18 protein-coding genes and 1 pseudogene are annotated in these 22640 nt (G+C 43.6%); 6 read left to right on the forward strand and 13 right to left on the reverse strand.

What is annotated here, in order from left to right:
• Positions 1–1268 (reverse strand): calcium-binding protein (locus B9T16_RS12660; protein WP_410244926.1); only part of this gene is annotated, 1268 nt, incomplete at its 3' end.
• Between the two features lie 205 nt (positions 1269–1473).
• Between B9T16_RS12660 and B9T16_RS12665 the strand changes: the two genes are divergently transcribed.
• Positions 1474–6810, forward strand: coding sequence for a PAS domain S-box protein (locus B9T16_RS12665; RefSeq protein WP_410244927.1), 5337 nt, complete (start codon positions 1474–1476; stop codon positions 6808–6810).
• Between the two features lie 34 nt (positions 6811–6844).
• Positions 6845–8074 carry a lipid-A-disaccharide synthase-related protein gene (locus tag B9T16_RS12670; protein ID WP_410244928.1) on the forward strand — a complete coding sequence of 410 codons (1230 nt, stop codon included), beginning with the start codon at positions 6845–6847 and terminating at the stop codon, positions 8072–8074.
• Here B9T16_RS12670 and galE read toward each other — a convergent pair.
• The 9 genes from galE to B9T16_RS12715 form a co-directional block, all read right to left on the reverse strand.
• Positions 8071–9069: a UDP-glucose 4-epimerase GalE gene (gene galE, locus B9T16_RS12675; protein WP_014275115.1), complete on the reverse strand. Its 999-nt coding sequence runs from the start codon at positions 9067–9069 to the stop codon at positions 8071–8073. The genes B9T16_RS12670 and galE overlap by 4 nt on opposite strands.
• Positions 9070–9095: 26 nt before the next feature.
• Complete coding sequence (locus B9T16_RS12680) at positions 9096–9473, reverse strand: hypothetical protein (RefSeq protein ID WP_014275116.1); 378 nt, start codon at positions 9471–9473, stop codon at positions 9096–9098.
• A 76-nt stretch (positions 9474–9549) separates the two neighbouring features.
• Positions 9550–10155 (reverse strand): fasciclin domain-containing protein, encoded by a 606-nt coding sequence (locus B9T16_RS12685; RefSeq protein ID WP_410244929.1) that lies wholly within the window; start codon positions 10153–10155, stop codon positions 9550–9552.
• 521 nt (positions 10156–10676) lie between these two features.
• Positions 10677–11108, reverse strand: a complete 432-nt coding sequence (locus B9T16_RS12690) for a DUF29 domain-containing protein (RefSeq protein WP_410244930.1) — start codon at positions 11106–11108, stop codon at positions 10677–10679.
• Positions 11109–11279: 171 nt separating this feature from the next.
• The gene (locus B9T16_RS12695) at positions 11280–12083 is read right to left on the reverse strand and encodes an MBL fold metallo-hydrolase (RefSeq protein ID WP_006616981.1); all 804 of its coding nucleotides are present in this window, start codon (positions 12081–12083) and stop codon (positions 11280–11282) included.
• Between the two features lie 46 nt (positions 12084–12129).
• Entirely contained in the window at positions 12130–12738 is a 609-nt protein-coding gene (locus B9T16_RS12700; protein ID WP_006616982.1) for an anthranilate synthase component II, read from the reverse strand.
• Positions 12739–12741: 3 nt separating this feature from the next.
• Positions 12742–13254, reverse strand: a complete 513-nt coding sequence (locus tag B9T16_RS12705) for a diacylglycerol kinase family protein (RefSeq protein WP_410244931.1) — start codon at positions 13252–13254, stop codon at positions 12742–12744.
• Positions 13255–13336: 82 nt separating this feature from the next.
• Positions 13337–13897: an rRNA maturation RNase YbeY gene (gene ybeY, locus B9T16_RS12710; protein WP_410244932.1), complete on the reverse strand. Its 561-nt coding sequence runs from the start codon at positions 13895–13897 to the stop codon at positions 13337–13339.
• 28 nt (positions 13898–13925) lie between these two features.
• The gene (locus B9T16_RS12715) at positions 13926–14120 is read right to left on the reverse strand and encodes a DUF3285 domain-containing protein (RefSeq protein WP_006616985.1); all 195 of its coding nucleotides are present in this window, start codon (positions 14118–14120) and stop codon (positions 13926–13928) included.
• 312 nt (positions 14121–14432) lie between these two features.
• On the opposite strand from B9T16_RS12715, the gene B9T16_RS12720 reads away from it, so the two are divergent.
• Positions 14433–15629 (forward strand): caspase family protein, encoded by a 1197-nt coding sequence (locus tag B9T16_RS12720; RefSeq protein WP_006616986.1) that lies wholly within the window; start codon positions 14433–14435, stop codon positions 15627–15629.
• Between the two features lie 167 nt (positions 15630–15796).
• Here the strand turns inward: B9T16_RS12720 and B9T16_RS12725 are convergent, their stop codons facing one another.
• Positions 15797–15955 carry a hypothetical protein gene (locus tag B9T16_RS12725; RefSeq protein WP_410244933.1) on the reverse strand — a complete coding sequence of 53 codons (159 nt, stop codon included), beginning with the start codon at positions 15953–15955 and terminating at the stop codon, positions 15797–15799.
• A gap of 328 nt (positions 15956–16283) precedes the next feature.
• Here B9T16_RS12725 and B9T16_RS12730 point away from each other — a divergent pair, with 328 nt between their 5' ends.
• Both B9T16_RS12730 and B9T16_RS12735 read left to right on the forward strand, forming a co-directional pair.
• Positions 16284–19106, forward strand: a complete 2823-nt coding sequence (locus B9T16_RS12730; RefSeq protein ID WP_410244934.1) for a CHAT domain-containing protein — start codon at positions 16284–16286, stop codon at positions 19104–19106.
• A 163-nt stretch (positions 19107–19269) separates the two neighbouring features.
• Positions 19270–19629: a hypothetical protein gene (locus B9T16_RS12735; RefSeq protein WP_353912688.1), complete on the forward strand. Its 360-nt coding sequence runs from the start codon at positions 19270–19272 to the stop codon at positions 19627–19629.
• 126 nt (positions 19630–19755) lie between these two features.
• Here B9T16_RS12735 and B9T16_RS12740 read toward each other — a convergent pair whose 3' ends face one another.
• Entirely contained in the window at positions 19756–20844 is a 1089-nt protein-coding gene (locus B9T16_RS12740; protein ID WP_006616249.1) for an RNA-guided endonuclease InsQ/TnpB family protein, read from the reverse strand.
• Positions 20845–20907: 63 nt separating this feature from the next.
• Complete coding sequence (locus B9T16_RS12745; RefSeq protein WP_006616250.1) at positions 20908–22260, reverse strand: ATP-binding protein; 1353 nt, start codon at positions 22258–22260, stop codon at positions 20908–20910.
• Positions 22261–22447: 187 nt separating this feature from the next.
• Between B9T16_RS12745 and B9T16_RS12750 the strand changes: the two are divergent.
• Positions 22448–22640: pseudogene (locus tag B9T16_RS12750) on the forward strand (hypothetical protein); the annotation flags it as partial.

Consider the following 22640-nt stretch of genomic DNA (forward strand, 5'->3'; position numbering starts at 1 on the left):
GCACCACCTTCTAGCCAATTATTCCCGCCACCACCAGATAAGCAATCATTCCCCTCGCCCCCAAATAAGGAATTATTACCAATACCCCCCAACAGGGTATCATTACCCGCGCCACCATCAAGGATATTATCTCCTGAGCCGGCTTGTAGGAGGTCATCCCCTAAACCCCCAAATAGAGAATCATTACCAACACCCCCCAACAGGGTATCGTTACCCACGCCGCCATAAAGGAGGTTATTACCTGAGCCGGCTTGTAGGCGATCGTTTCCACCTTGACCAAAGAGGGTATCATCACCAGGACCCCCTAAGAGGGTATCGTTACCACTTCCCCCTAAGATAGAGTCGTTTCCGGGGCCGCCGTCCAGGGTTTGGTCGAATTGATCACCAATTAGGGTATCATTTCCATCTCTCCCTTGCATGGCTGTTACTGGCCGAAAATTAATGGTGGCGGTAGCAGTAGCAAATTGGTTGTGGCGATCGCGCAATGTATAATCGAAGCTACCAAAACCGCCAAGGGAGGTTGTATCGGGGATAAATTCTACTCCGACTCCCCCAGGGAGAATGGTAGCACTGCCGTTATTGACATTACCAATATTAGTGATGACTTTTTCGTCGCTAATAAGATCTGGCGGTAGGGGTATAGTTAATCTGGGTTGTGCGGCTTGGAGAAAATCATTATTTTGTGTACTTACAACTAAGGTGGGGGTTGAGGTGATAATGGGGTCAGCAATTAGAGTGCTAAAATAGGAGATTCTAATATTATCTATGGCTAATTCGGTGGCTTCGGAACCAATGGCAATAATTCCGGTGTTAGGAGGTAGGGTGGTACTAAAGCGCAGAAATTCGTTAAAGGTTTCTCCGGGGGTGGAAAATAAAACGCCACTCCCTAGAGAATTGCCTTCTCGGTCAAATATTTCGACGATATGTTCTCGGTTAGGGGAGGTATAGAAAAAGGAAAAGTTACCCCATCCTATACCTGATGGTGATAAATTTCTGAGGTCAATGGTAATGCGATCGCCTGTGACTAACTCATTGACTTCTATCTGTTCGGAATCTTCGGCATCTTCGGTGTTAATAATCGCCTCGGCATAGGATATAACCGTGGTACCGGGGGGGGAAGTTCTGGTAGCATTAAATAAGCCTTCTCCCTCTTCATCAAGGCTAACCAAAGCTATGGCATTGGGGGAAAATCTCACCCCATCGATTGTGCCAATGGGTGCAAAGTTTCGAGTTTGGAAATCTTCAAAATCAAAAAATAGTTCCCGCATTTTATTGGCTTAAAAAAATATATATGTTTGCTGATAATTAACCTAAGTTAACCCCTGGGGGATTACCTTATCACATTTAACCGACTTTGGCAAGGGCTCCACCTCAAGATTAAGTTAATTGGTTGACAGAAAGAGTTATTGAACTTATAATTGAGAGGTATATAGAGCAGCAGTTTATCAATAGCAAGCCCGGTAGCGAAAAACAATGGCAAGCAACTCATCATATACGCCGACAGAATTAGAAAGCGCGATTATTAGAGAGCCGTTATTAGTAACAGTAGAAACAACGGTGAGGGAAGCGATCGCGCTGATGAGTGAAAGTCGCACCAGTTGTAGTATATCATCAAAAGCCAGTGTTCTATTAGAGGAAGTTTATGGAGAGGCGCGTTCCAGTTGTGTCTTGGTAGTAGAAGGGGAGCAATTAGTAGGTATTCTGACTCAGGGAGATATCATCCGACTCTGTACAGAAAAAAGACCCTTAGAGCAGTTATTGGTAGGGGAAGTCATGACCGCCTCAGTATTAAGCTGGAGGGAGTCAGAATTGAGCAACTTTTTTGAAGTGATTGATTTGCTGAGGAAAAATCAAATCCGCCACCTACCGCTAGTGGATGATAGCGATCGCCTAGTAGGGTTAATAACCCATGAAACTCTGCGTTATATTAGCCACCCCATAGACCTGCTGAGATTACGAACGGTAGAAGAGGTAATGACAACAGAGGTTATTTGTGCTAGTCCTGAGAGTAACCTGCTAGAAATTGCCTGTTTAATGACACAATACCGGGTCAATTGTGTAGTTTTAGTAGAAACCGATTTCGTGAACAATTCAACGGATGTCAATGTTCCGGTCGGGATCCTGACCGAGGGAGATATTGTCAAGTTTAATACCTTCTGCTTAGACTTAGAAAACTATAGCAGTCAACAGTTAATGAGTACCCCAGTGTTCTCGGTAGCAAAAAATGAGAATCTGTGGAGAATTCATGAGTTGATGTCATCCCAATATATCCGGCGAGTTCTAGTGACAGGTTCCCATGGTGAACTGTTAGGGATAGTGACCCAAACCAGTATGCTAAAAGTGCTAAATCCTCTGGAACTGTATAAAATGACGGAGATTTTAGAGGGTCGCATATCGGAGTTGAAATTAGAAAAAATTAGGCTTTTAGAAAATCAGGCGCACCAGCTAGATGAGCAGGTCAAAAAACGGACTTTAGAACTAGAACAGGCGCACCATAGAGAACAACTGGTATTTGAGATTACCACCCGGATTAGGTCTTGGTTAAATTTACCGGAAATTTTGGATGAAACGGTTAAACAAGTCCGCATTTTGTTAAATTGTGATCGGGTGTTAATCTACCAATTTAAGGCAGATTTTAGCGGTGATATCGTAGCGGAATCAGTAGTCGAACCCTATACATCCTGTTTCGATAAAAATATTAAAGATACCTGTTTTGAGGACAACCTATCAATCTATCAAGACGGAGATATTTTCGTAGCAGCAGATATTGATCAGGTGGGATTAAGTGAGTGTCATTTATCTCTGTTAAAACAATTGGAAGTGCGAGCGAATTTAGTAGTTCCTATTGTTTTATCTAACCATGAAGCGGAAAGCCCATCTCAGAGTTTGTGGGGTTTATTTGCGATTCATCAATGCAGTAATACGCGGCTGTGGTCATCAGAAGAAATCCAGATGGTGCAACAGTTGGCGCTACAGGTAGCGATCGCTATTCAACAAGCGATCGCCTACGATGAATTACAAAAGGAACTACAAGAACGCCAAAAAATTCAAACCTATTTACAAGAAACAGAAGAACGTTATGCGACTCTGACAGATTTAATCCCGGTGGGAGTTTTTCGGACGGATAAGGAGGGTGATTGTATCTATGTGAATGAGGAATATTGTCAGATGACGGGACGTATTCCTGGGGAAACAATTGGTTTATCTTGGCAAATTTCTGTACATCCTGAAGATAGCGATCGCATTAATGAAGCCTGGAAACAGACTCAAGCAAATCATCACCCATTTAAGGAAGAATATCGTTTAGAAGCCGGGGAAAATCAGTTGTGGGTGTTTGGTCAAATTGTCCCGGAATTTAGTGTAGAAGAAACAGTAAATGGCTATGTTGGTACTATTACAGATATTAGCGAACAGAAAGCGGCACTTTGTGAACGGGAAAAAGCGGAAACCGCATTACAAGATCTTAATCAATCTTTAGAAGCGACGGTCAAACAGCGAACCCAGGAACTTTCTCACCTAAGCGATCGCCTACAATTAGCGATTAAGTCAGCCCAAATGGGAATTTGGGATTGGGATATTTCTCAGAATCATCTAACCTGGGATGATCAGATGTATAAAATTTATGGAGTCTCACCTTTAGAGTGTCCCCAGACAGTGGAATTATGGAAAAACTCCCTACACCCAGAAGACGCTGAATTAACTCAGGCAATTTTACAGGAAAGTCTGCGAGGGGAAAGGGAATTTAATCCAGAATTTCGGATTGTACGTCCTGACGGTTCTATAGTTTTTATTAAAGCAAATGCTCTAATTATTCGCAACCCCGAAGGAGAACCTCAAAGGATGATCGGTACTAATGTTGATATTACCGAGAGTAAACAAGCCGAGTCCGACCGCCAACAATTACTAAGGGAGTTATCAGATCTAAAGTTAGCCATAGACCATTCAGCGATCGTCGCTGTTACTGATGCTAGTGGAGTGATTACCTACGCCAATAATCGCTTCTGTGAAATTTCCGGTTATTCCCAGGAAGAATTAATCGGTAAAACCCATCGTATCATTAACTCAGGATACCATCCCCATAGTTTTTTCACGAATTTATGGCGGACTATTTCTAGTGGTAAAGTTTGGCATGGAGAAATTTGTAATCGCTCTAAAAATGGTTTTATTTACTGGACGGAAAGTACCATTGTTCCTTTTTTAAATTCCCAGAAAAAAGTCTCTCAATATTTAGCTATTCGCTTTGATATTACCGCTCGTAAACAGGCGGAAGCTAGACTATTAGACTATTCCCATGAAATTGAAGACCTATATAATAAGGCTCCCTGTGGCTATCATTCCCTCGATGCTGAGGGTCGCTATGTCAAGATTAATGATACGGAACTGCAATGGTTAGGATACTCGCGTGAACAATTACTTGGGAGACGTTTAGCAGATTTTCTCACCCCTGAAAGTGGAGAGATATTTGAGAGTAATTTTGAGTTATTTAAACAGCAAGGATATCTCAAAGATCTGTTGCTGGAGATGATTAGTAGTAATGGTCATGTTTTCCCGGTACTATTGAATTCTAGCGCCGTTTATAATCCCCAAGGTGAATATCTTTATAGTCGTTCAACTTTATTTGATATTACCGACCTAAAATCGGCGCAAATAGCCTTACAAAAAAACCATAATCTCCTCCAGTCAATTACTATCGCACAATCCCAGTTTATAACATCCGAAAATCGCCTAACTATTTTTGAGGGTTTACTTAGCAGCTTGCTAACTTTAACTGATAGTGAATATGGCTTTATTGGCGAGGTAATGTTCCGAGATAATGGGGGAGCAACCATGGAAGAAACTTTCCTCAAAATTCGGGGAGTTCCTTATCTAAAAACCCATAGCATAAGTAATGTGGCTTGGGATGAAGCCACGGAGAAATTTTATCAAGAAAACCATGAAAAAGGCATGGAATTTGATAATATGAATACCTTATTTGGGGCGGTAATTATGACCGGGAAACCTGTTATAGCTAACAGTCCTAGCAGCGACCCACGCCGGGGAGGGACTCCTAATGGTCATCCGCCTTTAAATAGTTTTTTGGGGTTGCCGTTTTTTAGCGGTTCTACCATGGTGGGAATAGTGGGAATTGCCAATAAACCAGGTGGCTATCATGAGGAAATGATTGATGATTTACAAGCCTTTTTAGTGACCTGCGGCAATTTAATTGAAGGGTATCGTTTACACAGGAAAAGAAATGAGGCGGAAGAGGCTAAGAAGGCGGCTGAACAGGAAATTGCTAAACAGTTGGCGAGTATTGAAGCGGCGGGGGATGGTATTGGCATTGTTCAGGATGATTTGTATCAGTATGTAAATCACGCTCATTTGGTTATGTTTGGTTATTCTGAACCTGAAGATTTAGTGGGTCATAGTTGGAGAAAAATCTATTCTCCTACAGAAATTCAACGCTTTGAAAATGAGGTTTTCCCGATTTTAATGCGCGATCGCTACTGGACTGGAGAAGCGATCGCCACTCGTCAAGACGGGACGAGTTTTGCGGAAGAATTATCTCTGACCCTAACGGAAGATAAGCTGTTAATTTGTGTCTGTCGAGATATTAGCGATCGCCGAGAAACCGAAGCCAAACTGCGCCAGACTAATCAGGAATTGATGCGCGCTACCCGTCTGAAAGATGAGTTTCTCGCCAATATGAGTCATGAACTACGCACCCCCCTTAATGCTATTTTAGGAATGACCGAGGGTATGCAAGAAGAGGTATTTGGTACTTTAGGCGATCGGCAAAAACAAGCATTACAAACTATTGAACGCAGCGCCAGCCATCTCCTGGAATTAATTAACGATATTTTAGACCTGGCTAAAATTGAAGCCGGGGAAATGAAACTAGACCTTAATTATACTTCGATTCGCCCCCTGTGTCAATCTAGTATAGCTTTTATTAAGCAGCAAGCCTTTAAAAAAGGGATTTCCATTAATGTACAAATTCCCCAAGCCTTACCAGACTTATATATTGATGAACGCCGCCTGCGTCAAGTGTTAATTAACCTCCTCAATAACGCGGTTAAATTCACCCCATCCCGAGGTAAAATCAGCCTGGAAGTTAAGTTACAGCCACCCCCGATAGACAGCGATAAATCCCGAGTCCGTTTTGCTGTGATTGATACGGGAATTGGTATTAATGAAGAACAATTATCAAAACTGTTTAAACCCTTTACTCAAATTGATAGCGCTCTCAACCGTCAATATGAGGGAACAGGTTTAGGATTATCCCTAGTTAAACGCATTGTAGAAATGCACGGAGGTACTGTTAATGTGATTAGTAAAGTGGGGTCAGGAAGTCAGTTTATTTTTGAGATTCCTTGTGATGATATCTTAATCGGAACTAACACCCCCCATCTATCATCTAATACCTCGGATTTCCTGACGAAAACTGAAGATGTGGCTCAAGTTTCTCCCCTGATTTTAATTGCTGAAGATAACGAAGCTAATATCATGAGTTTGTCGAGTTATTTGGGTGCTAAAGGCTACCGTTTAATTATTGCTAAGGACGGTCAACAGGCGATTGATTTAGCACAATCAGAATCTCCTAATTTAATTCTGATGGATATTCAAATGCCGGGAATAGATGGCTTAGAAGCAATTAACCGTATCCGCCAAATCACCACCATGTCCCAAGTGCCAATTATTGCCTTAACTGCCTTGGCTATGACAGGCGATCGCGAAAAATGCCTAGAAGCTGGCGCAAATGATTATGTAGCCAAACCCGTTAAATTAAAACAACTCAACGCCAAAATCCAGGAAATTTTAGACTTATAATTGGAGACTTATAATTGATGCAGCATTCAGGAATATGAAACTATTGTGTTTAAGTAATGGTCACGGGGAAGATATCATCGCTGTCAGAATACTGCAACATCTGCGAAAACGAGTTAATAACCTAGCCGCTTTACCCTTAGTAGGGGAAGGGAAAGCCTATCAGCAATTACCGGATATTCCGATTATTGGTAGAGTCCAAAAAATGCCCTCTGGGGGATTTATTTATATGGACGGTTCCCAACTCCTGGGAGATTTAAAGGKGGGGTTATTACAGTTATTATATTCCCAGGTGCAGACGGTGCGCCAGTGGGGGAAAGAGGGGGGATGTATTTTGGCGGTGGGGGCTATTGTACCCCTATTTTTAGCCTGGTTAAGTGGCGCAGAATATGCTTTTGTGGGGACGGCAAAATCTGAATATTATTTGCGGGATGAAAACGGCAAGTTATCTCGCCAGTCCTGGTGGCAAAAATGGGAGGGGTGGTCAGGTTCGGTATATTTACCCTGGGAACGTTGGTTAATGACTCATCGTCGTTGTCGGGGGGTGTTTCCCCGCGATGGACTGACGACGGAAACTCTGCAAAAGTGGTCAATTCCGGCTGTTGATTTGGGTAATCCGATGATGGATAATTTGGAACCTGGGGGAATTATTGCGCCGTCGCCACCAGGTGTGTTAAACTTGACTTTATTACCGGGTTCTCGTAGTCCAGAAGCCTATGAGAATTGGCGGTTAATTCTAGCAGCAGTATCGCAGCTAAAAATATCACCCCTCCGGTGTTTGGCTGCGATCGCACCTAGTTTGGATTTAGACCCCTTCTGTGAGGTCCTCCAAGCTACTGGGTGGGATAAAGTTGATGGTCATAGCAGCAAGGAACAACAATTGTTTCAGCGTGGCGATGATATCACTATGGTGCTGACCCGTGAGGGGTTTAATGATTGTCTCGACCTGGGAGATATGGCGATCGCCATGGCGGGGACGGCTACCGAACAGTTTGTTGGTCTGGGAAAACCAGCGATCGCTATTCCCGGAAAGGGTCCCCAATTTACGCCAGCTTTTGCTGAAGCACAAAGTCGCCTACTCGGTCCGTCACTAATTCTCGCTGAAAATCCCCAAGCAGTGGCAGGAGTGGTGCGATCGCTTCTACAGGACCCCCCACAACTAGCCACTATTGCCGTTAATGGTCGCCGCCGTCTCGGTGAAGCCGGGGCAGGCGATCGGATTGCTGACTATCTCATATCAAAAATTTTCCCAAATGTCAAGGGTTAGCCATGACGTTTTTGATGCCACTGCCAAGCATGGCTAATGATATCGTGAATTTGGGAATATTGAGGATTCCAGCCTAAGATTTGCTGGGCTTTTTCGCTAGTTCCCACTAAACTGGGGGGGTCTCCGGGGCGGCGATCGCATTCTACCGTTTTAATCTCTCGTCCCGTGATTTCCCTGGCGCTTTCAATCACTTCTTTAACCGAGAAACCCTTACCATTTCCGAGGTTAAAAAACTCAGTTTTCCCCCCCGAAAATAGATGTTGTAACCCCAAAACATGAGCATCTGCTAAATCACTCACATGGATATAATCGCGGATACAAGTACCGTCAGGAGTCGGATAATCAGTCCCAAAAATAGAGATATGATCCCGTTTTCCTAGGGCTGTAAATAACGTGAGGGGGATTAAATGAGTTTCCGGGTCGTGGTCTTCTCCCAGTAATCCATTGGGGTCAGCGCCAGCAGCATTAAAATAGCGAAAACTGACCGATCGCAAATTATAAGCCGCGTCAAAATCCGCCAAAATTCGTTCAACCATTAGCTTACTCGCGCCATAGGGACTAATGGGATTTTGGGGGTGGTTTTCAGGAATCGGAATAATTTGGGGAACCCCGTAGGTCGCACAGGTAGAAGAAAACACAAATTTATCAATTCCCGCTGAGTTCATCGCCGCCAAAAGGGTGAGAGTTCCCACCACATTATTACGATAATATTTCTCAGGATTAGTTACCGACTCTCCCACATAAGCATAGGCGGCGAAGTGCATTACCGCGTCAATTTTCCGGCTAGAAAATAGCTGATCTAATAAAAGGCGATCGTTAGTATCTCCCTCGATTAATTCCACCTTCAGCACATTTTCCACCAATTCTTGATGTCCGTAAACCAAATTATCAAGAACTATCGGATTATAACCCGCCCGTTGCAAAGCCAACACCCCATGGGAACCAATATAACCCGCCCCTCCTGTAACCAAGACATTTAGCTGATTTTCAGACACTGTTAAACATCCTTTAACTGATATTGTCAATCTTCTAGGACTCGGGAGGAAACATCAACCGCCTTAACATCAATAGTCCCTGGTGGAGTAAGGCGGGTAAAACGTCCCTGTTCAATTTGAATAGGTTCACCACAATTCGGACATTGACATTGAGTCTGATTTAGGGCTATAAACTCATGGGAACAGACCGGACAGGAATCCTCAATCAAATTCCGGTTTAGCCACCAACGCGCCCCAAACACTAAAATAATGGGGGTGATGACAGCCAGACCAATCAGAATGAGAATCGAGTTTACCAGCCAGCCCAAACCAACTGAGGCTAGTAAACCCATGATCCCTATAACAACGATCCAATTGCCAATTCCTGACCATTTCAATTGTAGGGTTGGTCGTTCCTGGTTCACAAAATCATCTCCTTGAGAGTTCAGGGCTGCTATTGACCATCAATCTAGCCTCACCCCATTGTAACACCAGAGCCGATTATTTTGTCAAAATCATTAATTGCTCAATTACCTGAATTAAGCCATTTTCTGTCTGAATATCAGAATCAATACTATGAGACCCTTCAACTGTGATAGTTTCCGAACCCACCTCCACCGGAATCGACAAATTTTCCTGAGTTGTTAAATATCTATAGATTAACTCCTCCGAGGTCATGGCATCGCTGTCATATCCATCATACCTCATAATCCTAATTAACTGTTCGATATTATTTCCTTTGAGGAGATTTTCTAAAACCGTCCGGGGGAGTTTAGAAAAGGCTTCATCCGTGGGCGCTAAGATAGTAAACACACCATCTTTTCGGAGAACATCCATTAATCCCGTCAGTCTTAACACAGTGGCTAAGGTACTAAAACGACCATCATTTAGCAGTAGATTAACCACATCTTGATTAACAGCCTGTCTAACGCGATCGCTCGGAAATTGGGCAAATTCCCCCAGATTTTCCGATTCCCAATTAAACTGTAATTCTGGGGAACTTTCAGCGATCGCCCTCCCCGTCCCCACCGACATACTGAGAACCATTCCCATTCCCAGACACACAGCAATTTTTCCCAGATAATTCGTGCCACTACAGATAGCCATATTTTTCACTCCCCAATGAAGCCGATAGTTGATTAATCCATTCTAGTCATTATTACAACAATTATTTCCCCGGTCAGGGATAATTGTTTACACCCCACCCTAAAAATCTCCACCATTAGCCGAACTATTAAAATTATAGCTCATCACCCCCCATAGTCAACCCATCATCATTAAGCTGGCTCCCAGTCAAGGTTAAAGTGTCGCTATTAACATTCCTAACTATTAACATTCCTAATAGTTGTATTAGTCATCACATCAAGTCAGTTATCAACGGGAACAAAATCGCAGTTATTAACGTCCCCGCCACAGTCTGTAAGGTAGGGCGGGTTTATTCATCAAATCGTGAGGAATTGAGAATTGCCAGCAGAACCCGCCCCGACAATTATTAATTATTAATTGATGGGGTGAGGGCTGTAATTCCCCTGTGGGGTAGGGCGGGTTTATTCATCAAGTCGTGAGGAATTGAGAATTGCCAGCAGAACCCGCCCCGACAATTATTAATAGAAGCCGTATTACCTTTATTAATAGCTAGATTCTAAAGTTTCCTCTAAACTAAACGGCGATTCCTTTGGCAAAAAATTTAACTTAATTCCTGTTTCATCGGACGCTTTTAGACGTGCTTTTTGATAACAATCTTTAAATACTGCTGAAAGTAGAGGTTTCAAACTGGGACTGTCTTCTAACAAACCTTCAATAAAAATGCGTTGTTCTGTCATGGTGCTGCGCCAACTCTCACTCCGTTTGGTGGGTTGATAGTACCATTTTAATAAGTGCATTAATAACACAATTAAACGGCTTTTTAATTCCCGTTTTTCACTTCTTCCCATACTTTCAATTTCTTCAATCAAATTGGCGATATCAATTTGAGTAAATTGATTTTCTTTTAACTGTTCAGCCGTGATTTGTGTCCAGAGGTAAAAATCTTCTTCATATAAATTATTTGATGTTTTCATAGAATACCCATATCCTTGGCGATCGCTCAACCTGGCATATAGCAGTTGCTCAAGTCATAAACTACATTCCGAAGCATCTTTCTGGGAGAGTAATTACCCGGTGAGGTAGGGCGGGTTTATTCATCAAGTCGTGAGGATGAGAATTGCCAGCAGAACCCGCCCCGACAATTATTAATTATTAATTGATGCCGAACTATTAAAATTATAGCTCATCACCCTAATAGTCAACTCATCATCAAGCTGGCTGCGAGTCAAAGTTAAAGTGTCGCTATTAACATTCCTAATAGTTGCATTATTCATCACATCAAGGAAATTATCAACCGGAACCAAATCGCAGTTATTAACATCAGCAGCCAGAGTTTTATAGTGGGTAGGAATCACCAATCTAGGATTGAGGGAAGCAATTACCGCCGCCGCTTCCGTGGGAGTATAAGCCTTCGGACCTCCACCCACAGGAATTAACAACAAATCCGGGCGACCAATCAAAATCCTTTCTTCAATATTAATAGGTCCCGCTAACCCTCCCATGTGCAGAATTCTGATGCCACTCTGAGTCCATAACCAGGCGACATTCTGACCAAATCTGCGACCTTGTTCACGGTCTTTAATAGTGCGAATACCCTGAATTTGGGTACCATTAAATTGATAAACCCCCGGTTCATATAATAGCGCCGGATTATTAGGAAACCCATCAATCGACCCTTCATCAAGTAAGCGACTGCTAATTAACACCAGGTCGGTCTCTATTTTCGGGCTACCAAATCCGGCGGTACATCCAATTTGTCGAAACGGATTTACCAGTATCCGCAAACCCTCCCCAGTAAACAGAAAACTGGTATGTCCAAGCCAGCGAATAGTCAAGTTAGATTCATTGGGTGTCTGGGCTTGGGAAACCTGCCACCGCGCGCCCAAACCGCCAGCCAAGGTAACTAGGGCACTGGTTTTAGCTAGGTTGATAAACTGTCGCCGTTTCATAGAAATTAGATGACCAAAATATTACCGCAAATTTACCGCAAATTGATTAGCTTTCAACTGCCATTAACCGACAACTGTTGAGGAAGTTCTTTAGTAAAGTTTTTCCCGCAGTTGTTAAAATGCTTTCCGGGTGAAATTGTACACCCTGAATATGGGAATAATGGCGGTGTTGAACCCCCATAATTGTACCATCATCCACCCAGGCGGTAACTTCTAGGACTGACGGACAGGTTTGGGGGTCTATGACTAAACTATGATAGCGCGTCGCGGTAAAGGGGTTCTCTAAATCGCGAAATATCCCCTTGCCATTATGATGAATGGGGGAGGTTTTGCCGTGCATCAACTCTGGGGCTGAGATAATCTTGCCACCGAAGGCTTGACCGATGCTTTGATGTCCGAGACATACCCCTAAAATCGGTAAAGTCTTGCCTAATTCTCGGATAATGGCTAGGGAAATTCCGGCATCTTCTGGGCGACCGGGACCGGGAGAAATGACTAAACCATCGGGTTTTTTCTGTCTAATTTCTTCAACGGTGATGCCATCGTTTCGGTAAACTTCTATGCGATCGCATACAGGGTTTTCTGACCCTAATTCCCCTAAATATTGCACCAAGTTATAGGTGAAACTATCATAGTTATCAATAACAATTATCAATGTCTATACTCCTTGCAGCCAAACTTGCATCGCCGTTAACAAAGCTGGCAAAATCAGCACTCCCGCCACCAATAAAGCCGCCAAAGACGAGATTAACACAGCACCCGCCGCGCAGTCTTTAGCAATGCGTGCCAATTCATGGTAGGACTTTCCTACTGTTAAATCAACCACCGACTCAATAGCTGTGTTTAACAATTCTAAAGCCATCACCGCGCTGATAGTTAAACCAATAATAGCAATTTCTACAAAGTTAAGATGCAACCAGAAACCGAGACTGACCGCTAAAGTCCCTATGGCTGTATGGATGCGAAAATTTCGCTGGGTCCTGAATGCGTAAGCCACACCATTCCAGGCGTATTTAAAGCTAACCAATAGGTTATTGGCGATCGCCCAAGACTGAGATACTCGGTGGTTGGCGGTTTTCGTCTCTGGGGTGGTGGGAATATAGGCGTAGTTGACAGACCGAGGACCTAATGGGGTGGGAAGTGCCGAAACAGAGTTTTTTTTAGCTTTCATGGTTGGGTATCCTTAAATCAGCATTCTCTAGGAATATCAGGATTTCTGATCAATTCTGGGTGCAATGTAGCACAATCGCCGCTTAGTTCATCTTTTCTTCCGACTCCCAGACGTAACCTGAACCAATTTGCAGGTTAACCGTCTGTAATAGGGCTTTTTGTTGATCCAACATTCGAGTTAAACTGCGATCGTCGGGATGATCCCACCCTAGTAGGTGTAATAACCCATGACTGGTCAACCATGCTAACTCGGTTGTAAGATTATGTCCTGCCTGCTTTGCCTGTCTAAATGCTGTTTCCACTGAGATGATTATATCCCCAAGATAGCAGGGATGCAATGAGAGGTGTTCTGCTGGCATCACAAGGCTGGTTTCTAGGGCGGCGAAGGAAAGTACATCTGTAGCCTGGTCTAACTGCCTATATTGGGCGTTAAATGCCTGTATTTCCCTATCGTCAGTCAAACGCAGACTAAGTTCATATCCCTTAGCTGGGGGTAAATACGGATCAAGTTGTTGTAACCACTGCTGAAACCATGATTCCCAGGTTTCAGATGCGATCGCCTTTTCTCCTCGTCCCCCATAAGTCATAGACTCTCCATCTTTCCCGGACCAGAAATTATCTTCAATATTAACTTCTAACTGCACCTTCTCACCCCCCTACAGCACTTAATGTTTAACGGGTAAGATAGGCGAGACCCACCAGCAGGCCAATTAGACCCATAGTAGTCAAGAAAAAGTGAAATAGGGATTTTGAACCTTTCCTAACCATATTCCGCATTGCCAGTTTAACATAACTCGGTTGCGGTTCAGTAGCCGAAACCGGAGTTTCTGGGTTAGTAGTTTCATTCGTAGTAGTCGGGTTAGTCATGGTCTAACGTTAAAACATTCAATTAGTGAGTTGTCACCAATTGTAAGCCATATTCGGAATTTCACAACTCCGGGGATACCCCCCACCTATCCCCCAGCCCCTCATCATCAAGTCTCTACCACCAAAATATCAAATTTGATTAATAATTGATGATAGTTATATCTGGATCAAAGCAGTTATAATAATTTCCGCACCAACAGTTAAACCAGTTGAACCACCTTACCCCCGTAAGTTACCCATTTTATGATGTTGAATCATAATCTTGGTTTATCATGTATATATTCACTTTATGGAAATATCCCAAGTAAAGACATGAATAATTCCACTCGCCGTCACTTTCTGCAATTCCTAGGTGCAGCCCTAGCCACCCTAGGAATTGACCCCGTTTTATTTCACCGACAAACCCAACGCCATCGCCAAGTCTTAGCCCAGAGTACCTCCCGCAAACTCGCCTTGCTAGTGGGAATTAACAGCTATTCCCAACATCCCTTAATCGGCTGTATTAACGACATATATTTACAGCGAGAACTACTCATCCACCGCTTTGGTTTTCACCCCCAAGACATCTACATATTAGAAGACAAACAAGCCACCAGAGACGCCATTTTAACCGCCTTTGAAGAATACTTAATCAAACAAGCCAAACCCGGAGATGTCGTAGTTTATGACTATTCTGGGCATGGTTCTCGCATTTTTGACCCCCAACCCATTTTCCGAGAAGTAGGAAGTACCCAACAACTCAACGGAACCTTTGTTCCCGTCGATAGTGATTTACCCCCTGGATATCCTAACACACCAGGAAGCGTCAAAGACATTATGGGGCACACCTTATTTTTATTAATGTCCGCCTTACAGACCGAAAACGTCACCGTTGTATTAGATAGTTGTTTTGCCGGAGGTGCCACCAGAGAAGCGCGAGTCCGGTCTCGTGATGGTGGTCAAAACGTCCTAGTTTCCGACTCTGAAAGAAGCTATCAGCAAAAGTGGTTATCACGCCTAAATATGTCACAGGAAGAATTTGTTAACGGTTACCGCACCGGAGTTGCCAAAGGCGTAGTATTATCAGCCACAGCCCCCCACCAACTAGCGAGGGAAGTTAATGTCAATGGTTTTGACTGCGGCTTATTTAGTTATTTATTAACCCATTATATGTGGAATTCTGATAGTAATATACAACAGATATTTACCAAAATCATCCCCGAAATTCCCAAAAACTTCTATCAACAGCCCCGTTATGAAGTCAAAGTAGGTAGTGGTTATCAACTCCAAACTCCTTATTTTATCAATAATCCGAACCCGCCAGCCGAAGCAGTTGTTACCCAGGTAAGTGGTAGTAACGCCCAATTATGGTTAGGGGGGATTGATTTACGAAATGTCAGCAGTGGCACAATCTTAACAGGGGTAAATAGTACAGGAAAAGTCCGAATAATTGACCGGAATGGCATAGTAGCACAAGCCGAAATCCAGGAACCAGTAACCGTAGGGACCCTATTGCATCAGGGCAGTTAATAGACTTATAACCTTCATGTATCCATTATCCCCCTGTCGCCCTCACCCAGCTTGATTCGTAGCTTTATTCGTAGGTTGGGTTGAGGCACGAAACCCAACATTATGGCTGGCTTCTGTTGGGTTTACGTCGTCAAATAAAGCTAGATTTTGATGCTTTCACTGCACTATTAATTATGCTCAAAAAAAACCAAGTAACCCATGATTAAACCACATAAATTCATCAAAATCGGATTAACAGCAGTCACCTTATCAGTGATGCTAGGGGAGTCAGTAGTGGCGACCTCATCACAGCTTCGTAGGTTGGGTTGAGGCACGAAACCCAACATTATGGCTCAAATCGCGGCGATTGACTTACTCAAAAAAAACCAGATTTTCTAGCTTGTACTTTCCCATAAATTGTCTGCAAAAATAAAGGAATGAACCCATGATTAAACCACAGCAACTCATCAAAATCGGATTAACAGCAGCCACCTTATCAGTGATTCTAGGGGAGTCAGTAGTGGCGACCTCATCACAGCTTTATTCGTAGGTTGGGTTGAGGAACGAAACCCAACATTATGGCTCAAATCGCSGGGATTGACTTACTCAAATAAACCCGGATTTTCTAGGTTGTACTTTYCCATAAATTGTCTGCAAAAATAAAGGAATTAACCCATGATTAAACCACATAAATCCATCAAAATCGGATTGATAACAGCCACATTATCCGTGATTCTAGGGGAGTCAGTAGTGGCGACCTCATCACAGCTAAAAACCAGTTCATCATCCCTTGAGTCAACGCCTATAATTATCGCCCAAAATAGCAGTAATTCAGAAGCCGATAGATTGCGGCAAGAAGGATTACAACTATTTCAACAAGGAACCGCCGAATCATTACGACAAGCCCTAGAAAAGTGGCAAGTCGCCCGCCAACTCTATCGCGCTGCTGGGGATAGAAGGGGGGAAGCTGTCACCCTGCTGAGTATGGGGAGAATTAATGATTTATTAGGAGAAAAACAAACAGCCCTAGACTACTACAACCAAGCTTTACCCCTRTATCGGGCTGTGGGGGATAGAGGAGGGGAAGCTACTACTCTCAGCAATATTGGTGCTGTGTACGACTCCCTGGGAGAAAAACAAACAGCCCTAGACTACCTTAACCAAGCTTTACCCCTATTCAGGGCTGTGGAGGACATAGGGGGGGAAGCTGYTACTCTCAACAATATTGGCCWTGTGTACGACTCCCTGGGAGAAAAACAAACAGCCCTAGACTACTACAACCAAGCTTTACCCCTATTAAGGGCTGTGGGGGATAGAGGAGGGGAAGCTACTACTCTCAGCAATATTGGCGSTGTGTACGACTCCCTGGGAGAAAAACAAACAGCCCTAGACTACTACAACCAAGCTTTACCCCTATCAAGGGCTGTGGGSGATAGACGGGGGGAAGCTACTACTCTCAACAATATTGGCCYTGTGTACGACTCCCTGGGAGAAAAACAAACAGCCCTAGACTACTACAACCAAGCTTTACCCCTATTAAGGGCTGTGGGGGATAGAGGAATGGAAGCTACTACTCTCAGCAATATTGGCGCTGTGTACKMCGACCTSGGAGAAAAACAAACAGCCCTAGACTACYTTAACCAAGCTTTACCCCTAWKAAGGGCTGTGGGGGATAGAGRGGGGGAAGCTACTACTCTCAGCAATATTGGCGCTGTGTACGACTCCTTGGGAGAAAAACAAACAGCCCTAGACTACCTTAACCAAGCTTTACCCCTATCAAGGGCTGTGGGGGATAGAGGGGGGGAAGCTACTATCCTCACCGGTATGGCTTTTCTCCAACGTTCCCAAGGCGAACTCACCGAAGCCCTGGTTAATATGGAAAAGGCGATTAACTTGACTGAAGAACTCCGCAGCCTAGCCCCTCCTGGCGAACTCCGCCAAACCTTTTTCTCCACCGTTCAAGACCGTTACCAATTATATATTGAATTGTTAATGGAACTGCATCAACAAAACCCCCAAAAAGGATATGATGCCCTAGCTTTTCATGCCAGCGAACGTAGCCGCGCCCGCCGCCTTTTGGAACTTCTCGCCGAAGCTGGTGCTAATATTCGTGAAGGCGTAGACCCTCAACTTTTGCAGCAGGAACAAAGCCTAATACAACAACTCAATGCCATAGAACATCAACGGTATGAACTCACCCAGGGTCAATTTACCACAGAACAAATCGATGCACTGAAAACTCAATCCCAATCTCTCATTAATCAACTCAATCAACTACAAACCCAAATTAGGGTCGTCAGTCCCAACTATGCTAACCTGCAATATCCCCAACCTCTGAACTTAGAACAAGTGCAGCAACAGGTACTTGATGATGATACCTTGCTGTTACAATATTACCTAGGAGAAGAACGCAGTTTTCTCTGGGCGGTGACTAAGGATAGTATAACCAGTTATATTCTGCCTGCTCAAGGGGAAATCGAGGCAGTAGCTGCCCCTTATCGAGAAGCTATTAACCGTGATAATACCACCACAGTAGCCCAGGGATTACCCCTGAGTGAAATCTTAATTTCACCTGTAGTTAATCAACTGAATAATCAACGGTTATTGATTGTCGGAGATGGGATTTTACAATTCATTCCTTTTGCCGCTTTACCGATACCTTCTCAACCCGATACCCCCCTGTTAGTCGAACATGAAATTGTCACCGCTTCCTCAGCTACTCTCATTGCTATTCAACGAGAACAATTAGCAAATCGGGACACTGCTGCTAAAATTGTAGCGGTATTAGCTGACCCTATTTTTGAATCAAACGACCAGCGATTAAATCAAATCACCTCTGATAATAACTCCCCAAGTCTTGATGATTTAGCCTTAGCTAGGGCGACCAGAAGTTTAGGGTTAGGGGATACAGCCCCCCAGTTAAATCGATTAAAATATAGCCGTGTTGAAGCGGAAAATATTGCCGAATTAGTCCCGGAAAATGAAAGAATGAAAGCCTTGGGTTTTGAGGCTTCCCGCTACCTAGCCACTCACCCCAATTTATCTGAATATCAAATCATCCACTTCGCGACTCATGGGTTAATTGATACAGTCAATCCAGAATTATCTGGATTGGTGTTATCATTATTTAATTACCAGGGAGAATCGGATAATGGCTTTGTGCGTTTAAATGATATATTTAACCTGAATTTACCCGCCGAATTAGTAGTATTAAGCGCTTGTCAGACGGGCTTAGGTCGGGAAGTAAGAGGAGAGGGTTTAGTAGGTTTAACTCGCGGTTTTATGTATGCGGGGGCGCGACGAGTGGTGGTGAGTTTATGGAATGTCAATGATTTAGCAACTTCCCAGTTAATGACTCGGTTTTATCAGGAGATATTGAATGAGAATCAACAGCCAATTATAGCTTTAAGAGAAGCACAATTAGAGATGTGGAATTCCGGTCAATGGCAGTCTCCCTATTATTGGGGTGCGTTTACTATTCAAGGAGATTGGCGGTAATTAATTAATACAGCACCCTCACCCAGCTTTATTCGTAGGTTAGGTTGAGGCACGAAACCCAACATTATGGCTCAAATCGCGGGGATTGACTTACTCAAATAAACCGAGATTTTCGAGCTTGTACTTTCCCATAAATTGTCTGCAAAAATAAAGGAATGAACCCATGATTAAACCACAGCAACTCATCAAAATCGGATTAACAGCAGTCACCTTATCAGTGATTCTAGGGGAGTCAGTAGTGGCGACCTCATCACAGCTAAAAACCAGTTCATCATCCCCTCAGCCAACGCCTATAATTCTCGCCCAAAATAGCAGGAATTCAGAAGCCAATAGATTATTAAATGAGGGATTACGACTATTTCGGCAACGAACAGCAGAATCATTACGAGAAGCCCTAGAAAAGTTGCAAGCCGCCCGCCAACTCTATCGCGCCGCTGGGGATAAAGGAAAGGAAGCCACCACCCTACTGGGTATCGGCACAATTAATGACCTATTGGGGGAAAAGCAGCAAGCCGTTACATAAGACTTACCCAAAGCTGCCCATAACTAGACTTTTCTATCTAAGATAACTTCTACTAGGGGTAGTTGGCGCTCATTTCCTGCTTCATACAGAACTGTCGGCAGCACTCTGTCCACAGGCTAACACCGTCTAACTGACGGCTTTCTCCAAATTGATGGAGGCATTCAAATCACGATCAATTTCTAGGCCGCAGTGGTCACACTTGAACACTCTTTCAGATAGGAAGAGTGTTTCTTTCTTTGTATGGCAGTTTGAGCAAGTTTTGGAGCTAGGGAACCATCGGTCAACTACTACCAATTCAGAACCATACAGCTCACACTTGTACTCAAGCTGTCTATGAAACTCATAAAATCCCATATCTGCGATCGCTTTAGCTAGATTACGATTCGCCAACATACCAGATACATTCAAATCCTCAATCCCAATCTTGCCGTGGTTTTTGGCGAGGTAGGTGGTCAGCTTGTGTAATCTATCACGACGGATATTGGCAATCTGGCGATGCAGTCTAGCTATCTTTATTTGAGCCTTTTTCCAATTGTTAGACCCTCTAACTTTGTGTCGATTTAGCCGTTGCAACCTAGAGAGTTTATTCTCATATTTTCGGTAACTCTTAGTCCCTTCAAACACTTGACCAGTTGACAAAGTTGCCAGTGTTTTAACTCCTAAATCCACCCCGACAACTCCGACTAATTTAGGTGTGTGGGTTGGTTCAACTTCAATTTTCCAGCTAACAAACCATCTATCAGCCGTTCGACTAAACGTGAAAGATTTGGGTTGATATTGTATGGGTAAACGCTCATAAGTTTTTAGCCAACCTATCACGGGAACTTTGACACGGAAATGGTCAACTGCCAATGACCCATCGACAGTGAAGCTATCAGCACGTCCTTTTTTCTTGAACTTTGGGGGTTTCTTTCCCTTCTTAAATGCCTGCTTCCAGGCTTCTGCAAGATGTCTCAAAGCATATTGAGGAGCGCATTTACTCACTTCGTAATACCAGGAACACTCAGGCTTAACGATGGCGACTAGCCATTTATGAAGGTCTACCGCAGTTGGGAACTTAATCTTGTCCTGGGGATTAGCTTTATTGTGGTCAAGGATGTTTTTGGTTAATGCTAGTCCCCAATTCCAAGCGTGTCTAGCAACTCCACAATGCTTGGCTAGAGCGTTGCGTTGCTGGTTATTTAGTTTGATTTCCGTTTGAAATCCGAGTAACATGGCAACCCCTTAAATCCATTCCCATTTATGTTTGAGACATATTAGCACCTGAAGGTGCGGTAATTAATCTTTGTCAAAATCTTTAGCGCCTTCTAAGACAGGATTAAGGTCAAACCAACTACCATCATGATCGCAATATTCAAAGACAAATAGACTGCGGAGGAGAGTTTGATATTCTTCCTCACCTCGGACGGTTTTCTGCTGCGAAACTTGGCGGAGAAGTTCCCACTCGTCGGAGGTGATGGCTTTGCCTAATTCGTTGCGTCTCTCGCTAATTACCCGTTCAATCATGGTGCGGGTGAAGGGTGGATCGTCTTTTTGTAGACAATTAAATAGTAAAATTAGCAGGTTTCGTACATGACCACCACTCATCTGACAGAGATAATCGAGGGTGCTGGTAGAGTCAAATAATTTAGGGATTTCACGAAGGCGTTCTGTTTCGTTTAATTCGGGAAATGCTCGTGCTAATACCATTTGTCTGAGCAGATTAATTCCGGGTTCGCAGTCGCTACCGTCTCGTTCTTTGACTCTGACCATTGGTAGCAGTTTGGCGGGGGAACCAAAGCGGTTGCTGACGGCTTCTTTATCGTTGGAAAAGGTGAGAATTAGGGGAATTGTATAGATGACATGGCACAGCAGTTTATTGAGTTGTTCCCCCCTATCTACAAATAGATATTCTGGCTGGGTACGGATGCCGAATTTGGCTTTATTATCGATGCGATCGAGGTTGTCAATAATCACGACTAATCCCCCTTGTCCCCGTTGCTGTAGTTGTTGTTGAGCTGGGGTGATTAATTCCTGGTTAATGACTTCAATAATGTTATTAACTCGGGGTTCTAGGTGTTGTCTTAATAGCGATCGCACATCTCTGGAGTCTTTGGCTTTGGCGGTAATTTCACCAATCCCAAAAGCCAGGGAAAAACCCTCGGAGTCTTGGCTAACACCAATATCACCGACGACGGGAATATTGCTCCGAAAACTGGTAATTTCTGTATTCAGAAGGTTGGCGGCGCTTTTCAGAATGCCTTGAAAGCGTTTGGGTTGCAGACAGACACCACTATTTTCTAAACTTTGGGAAACTTGGCGAGCGATCGCCAGTAAGATGTCACTAATATCGACATCCGCCATATCTAAGTCCTGGGAAGACTCGAAGTAAACTACATGGAATTTTTCGGCTTCTAATTCAGTTTTTAATCGTGATAATTCCGTGGATTTTCCACAGCCTATATGTCCGGTAAATAATTGACAGGTAGGTTGATGGTCAGAAAAGGTGATCGTCCGTTTCAGTTCCCGAATTACATTAGAACCCCGAACTGGTGCAAAATCAATATAGTATTGTCGATCTTCAGGTTTCGATATATTCAGAGTGTATCGCGGGTTACAGGCTCGAAAGAATCGTCCAAGGTTTAGGGACATTTAATTTCTCCCCAGAATTTTAGGTCTACCTACTATTATCTACGATCGCAGCAGTTACATATCAGCATCTGCGATTAATTTCCAACGGGACTGGCCGGACTCGAACCGGAATTACAGCCTACAACCCCTATTCTACCGTTACTTAGGTGTTACTCAGAGCAATAACAGGATAATAGGTGAGTAAAAAATGAGTAACGACATTAATACCCCTACAGTGGGGGGAAAGGGTAACTATGACGAGAGCTATAGCAGATTCCTGAAAGCCTATCAAGACTTTAAAGGGGAATGTCCCAAAGGAGTGACACTCAAGTTACAAAAGTCCGGGGCTAGGTACAATCTGCTATTGCAGTTTAAGCAACCACCTACCGGGAACCGGCTAC

The sequence above is a fragment of the Arthrospira sp. PCC 8006 genome, assembly GCF_046480465.1.
Lineage (GTDB): Bacteria > Cyanobacteriota > Cyanobacteriia > Cyanobacteriales > Microcoleaceae > Limnospira > Limnospira platensis.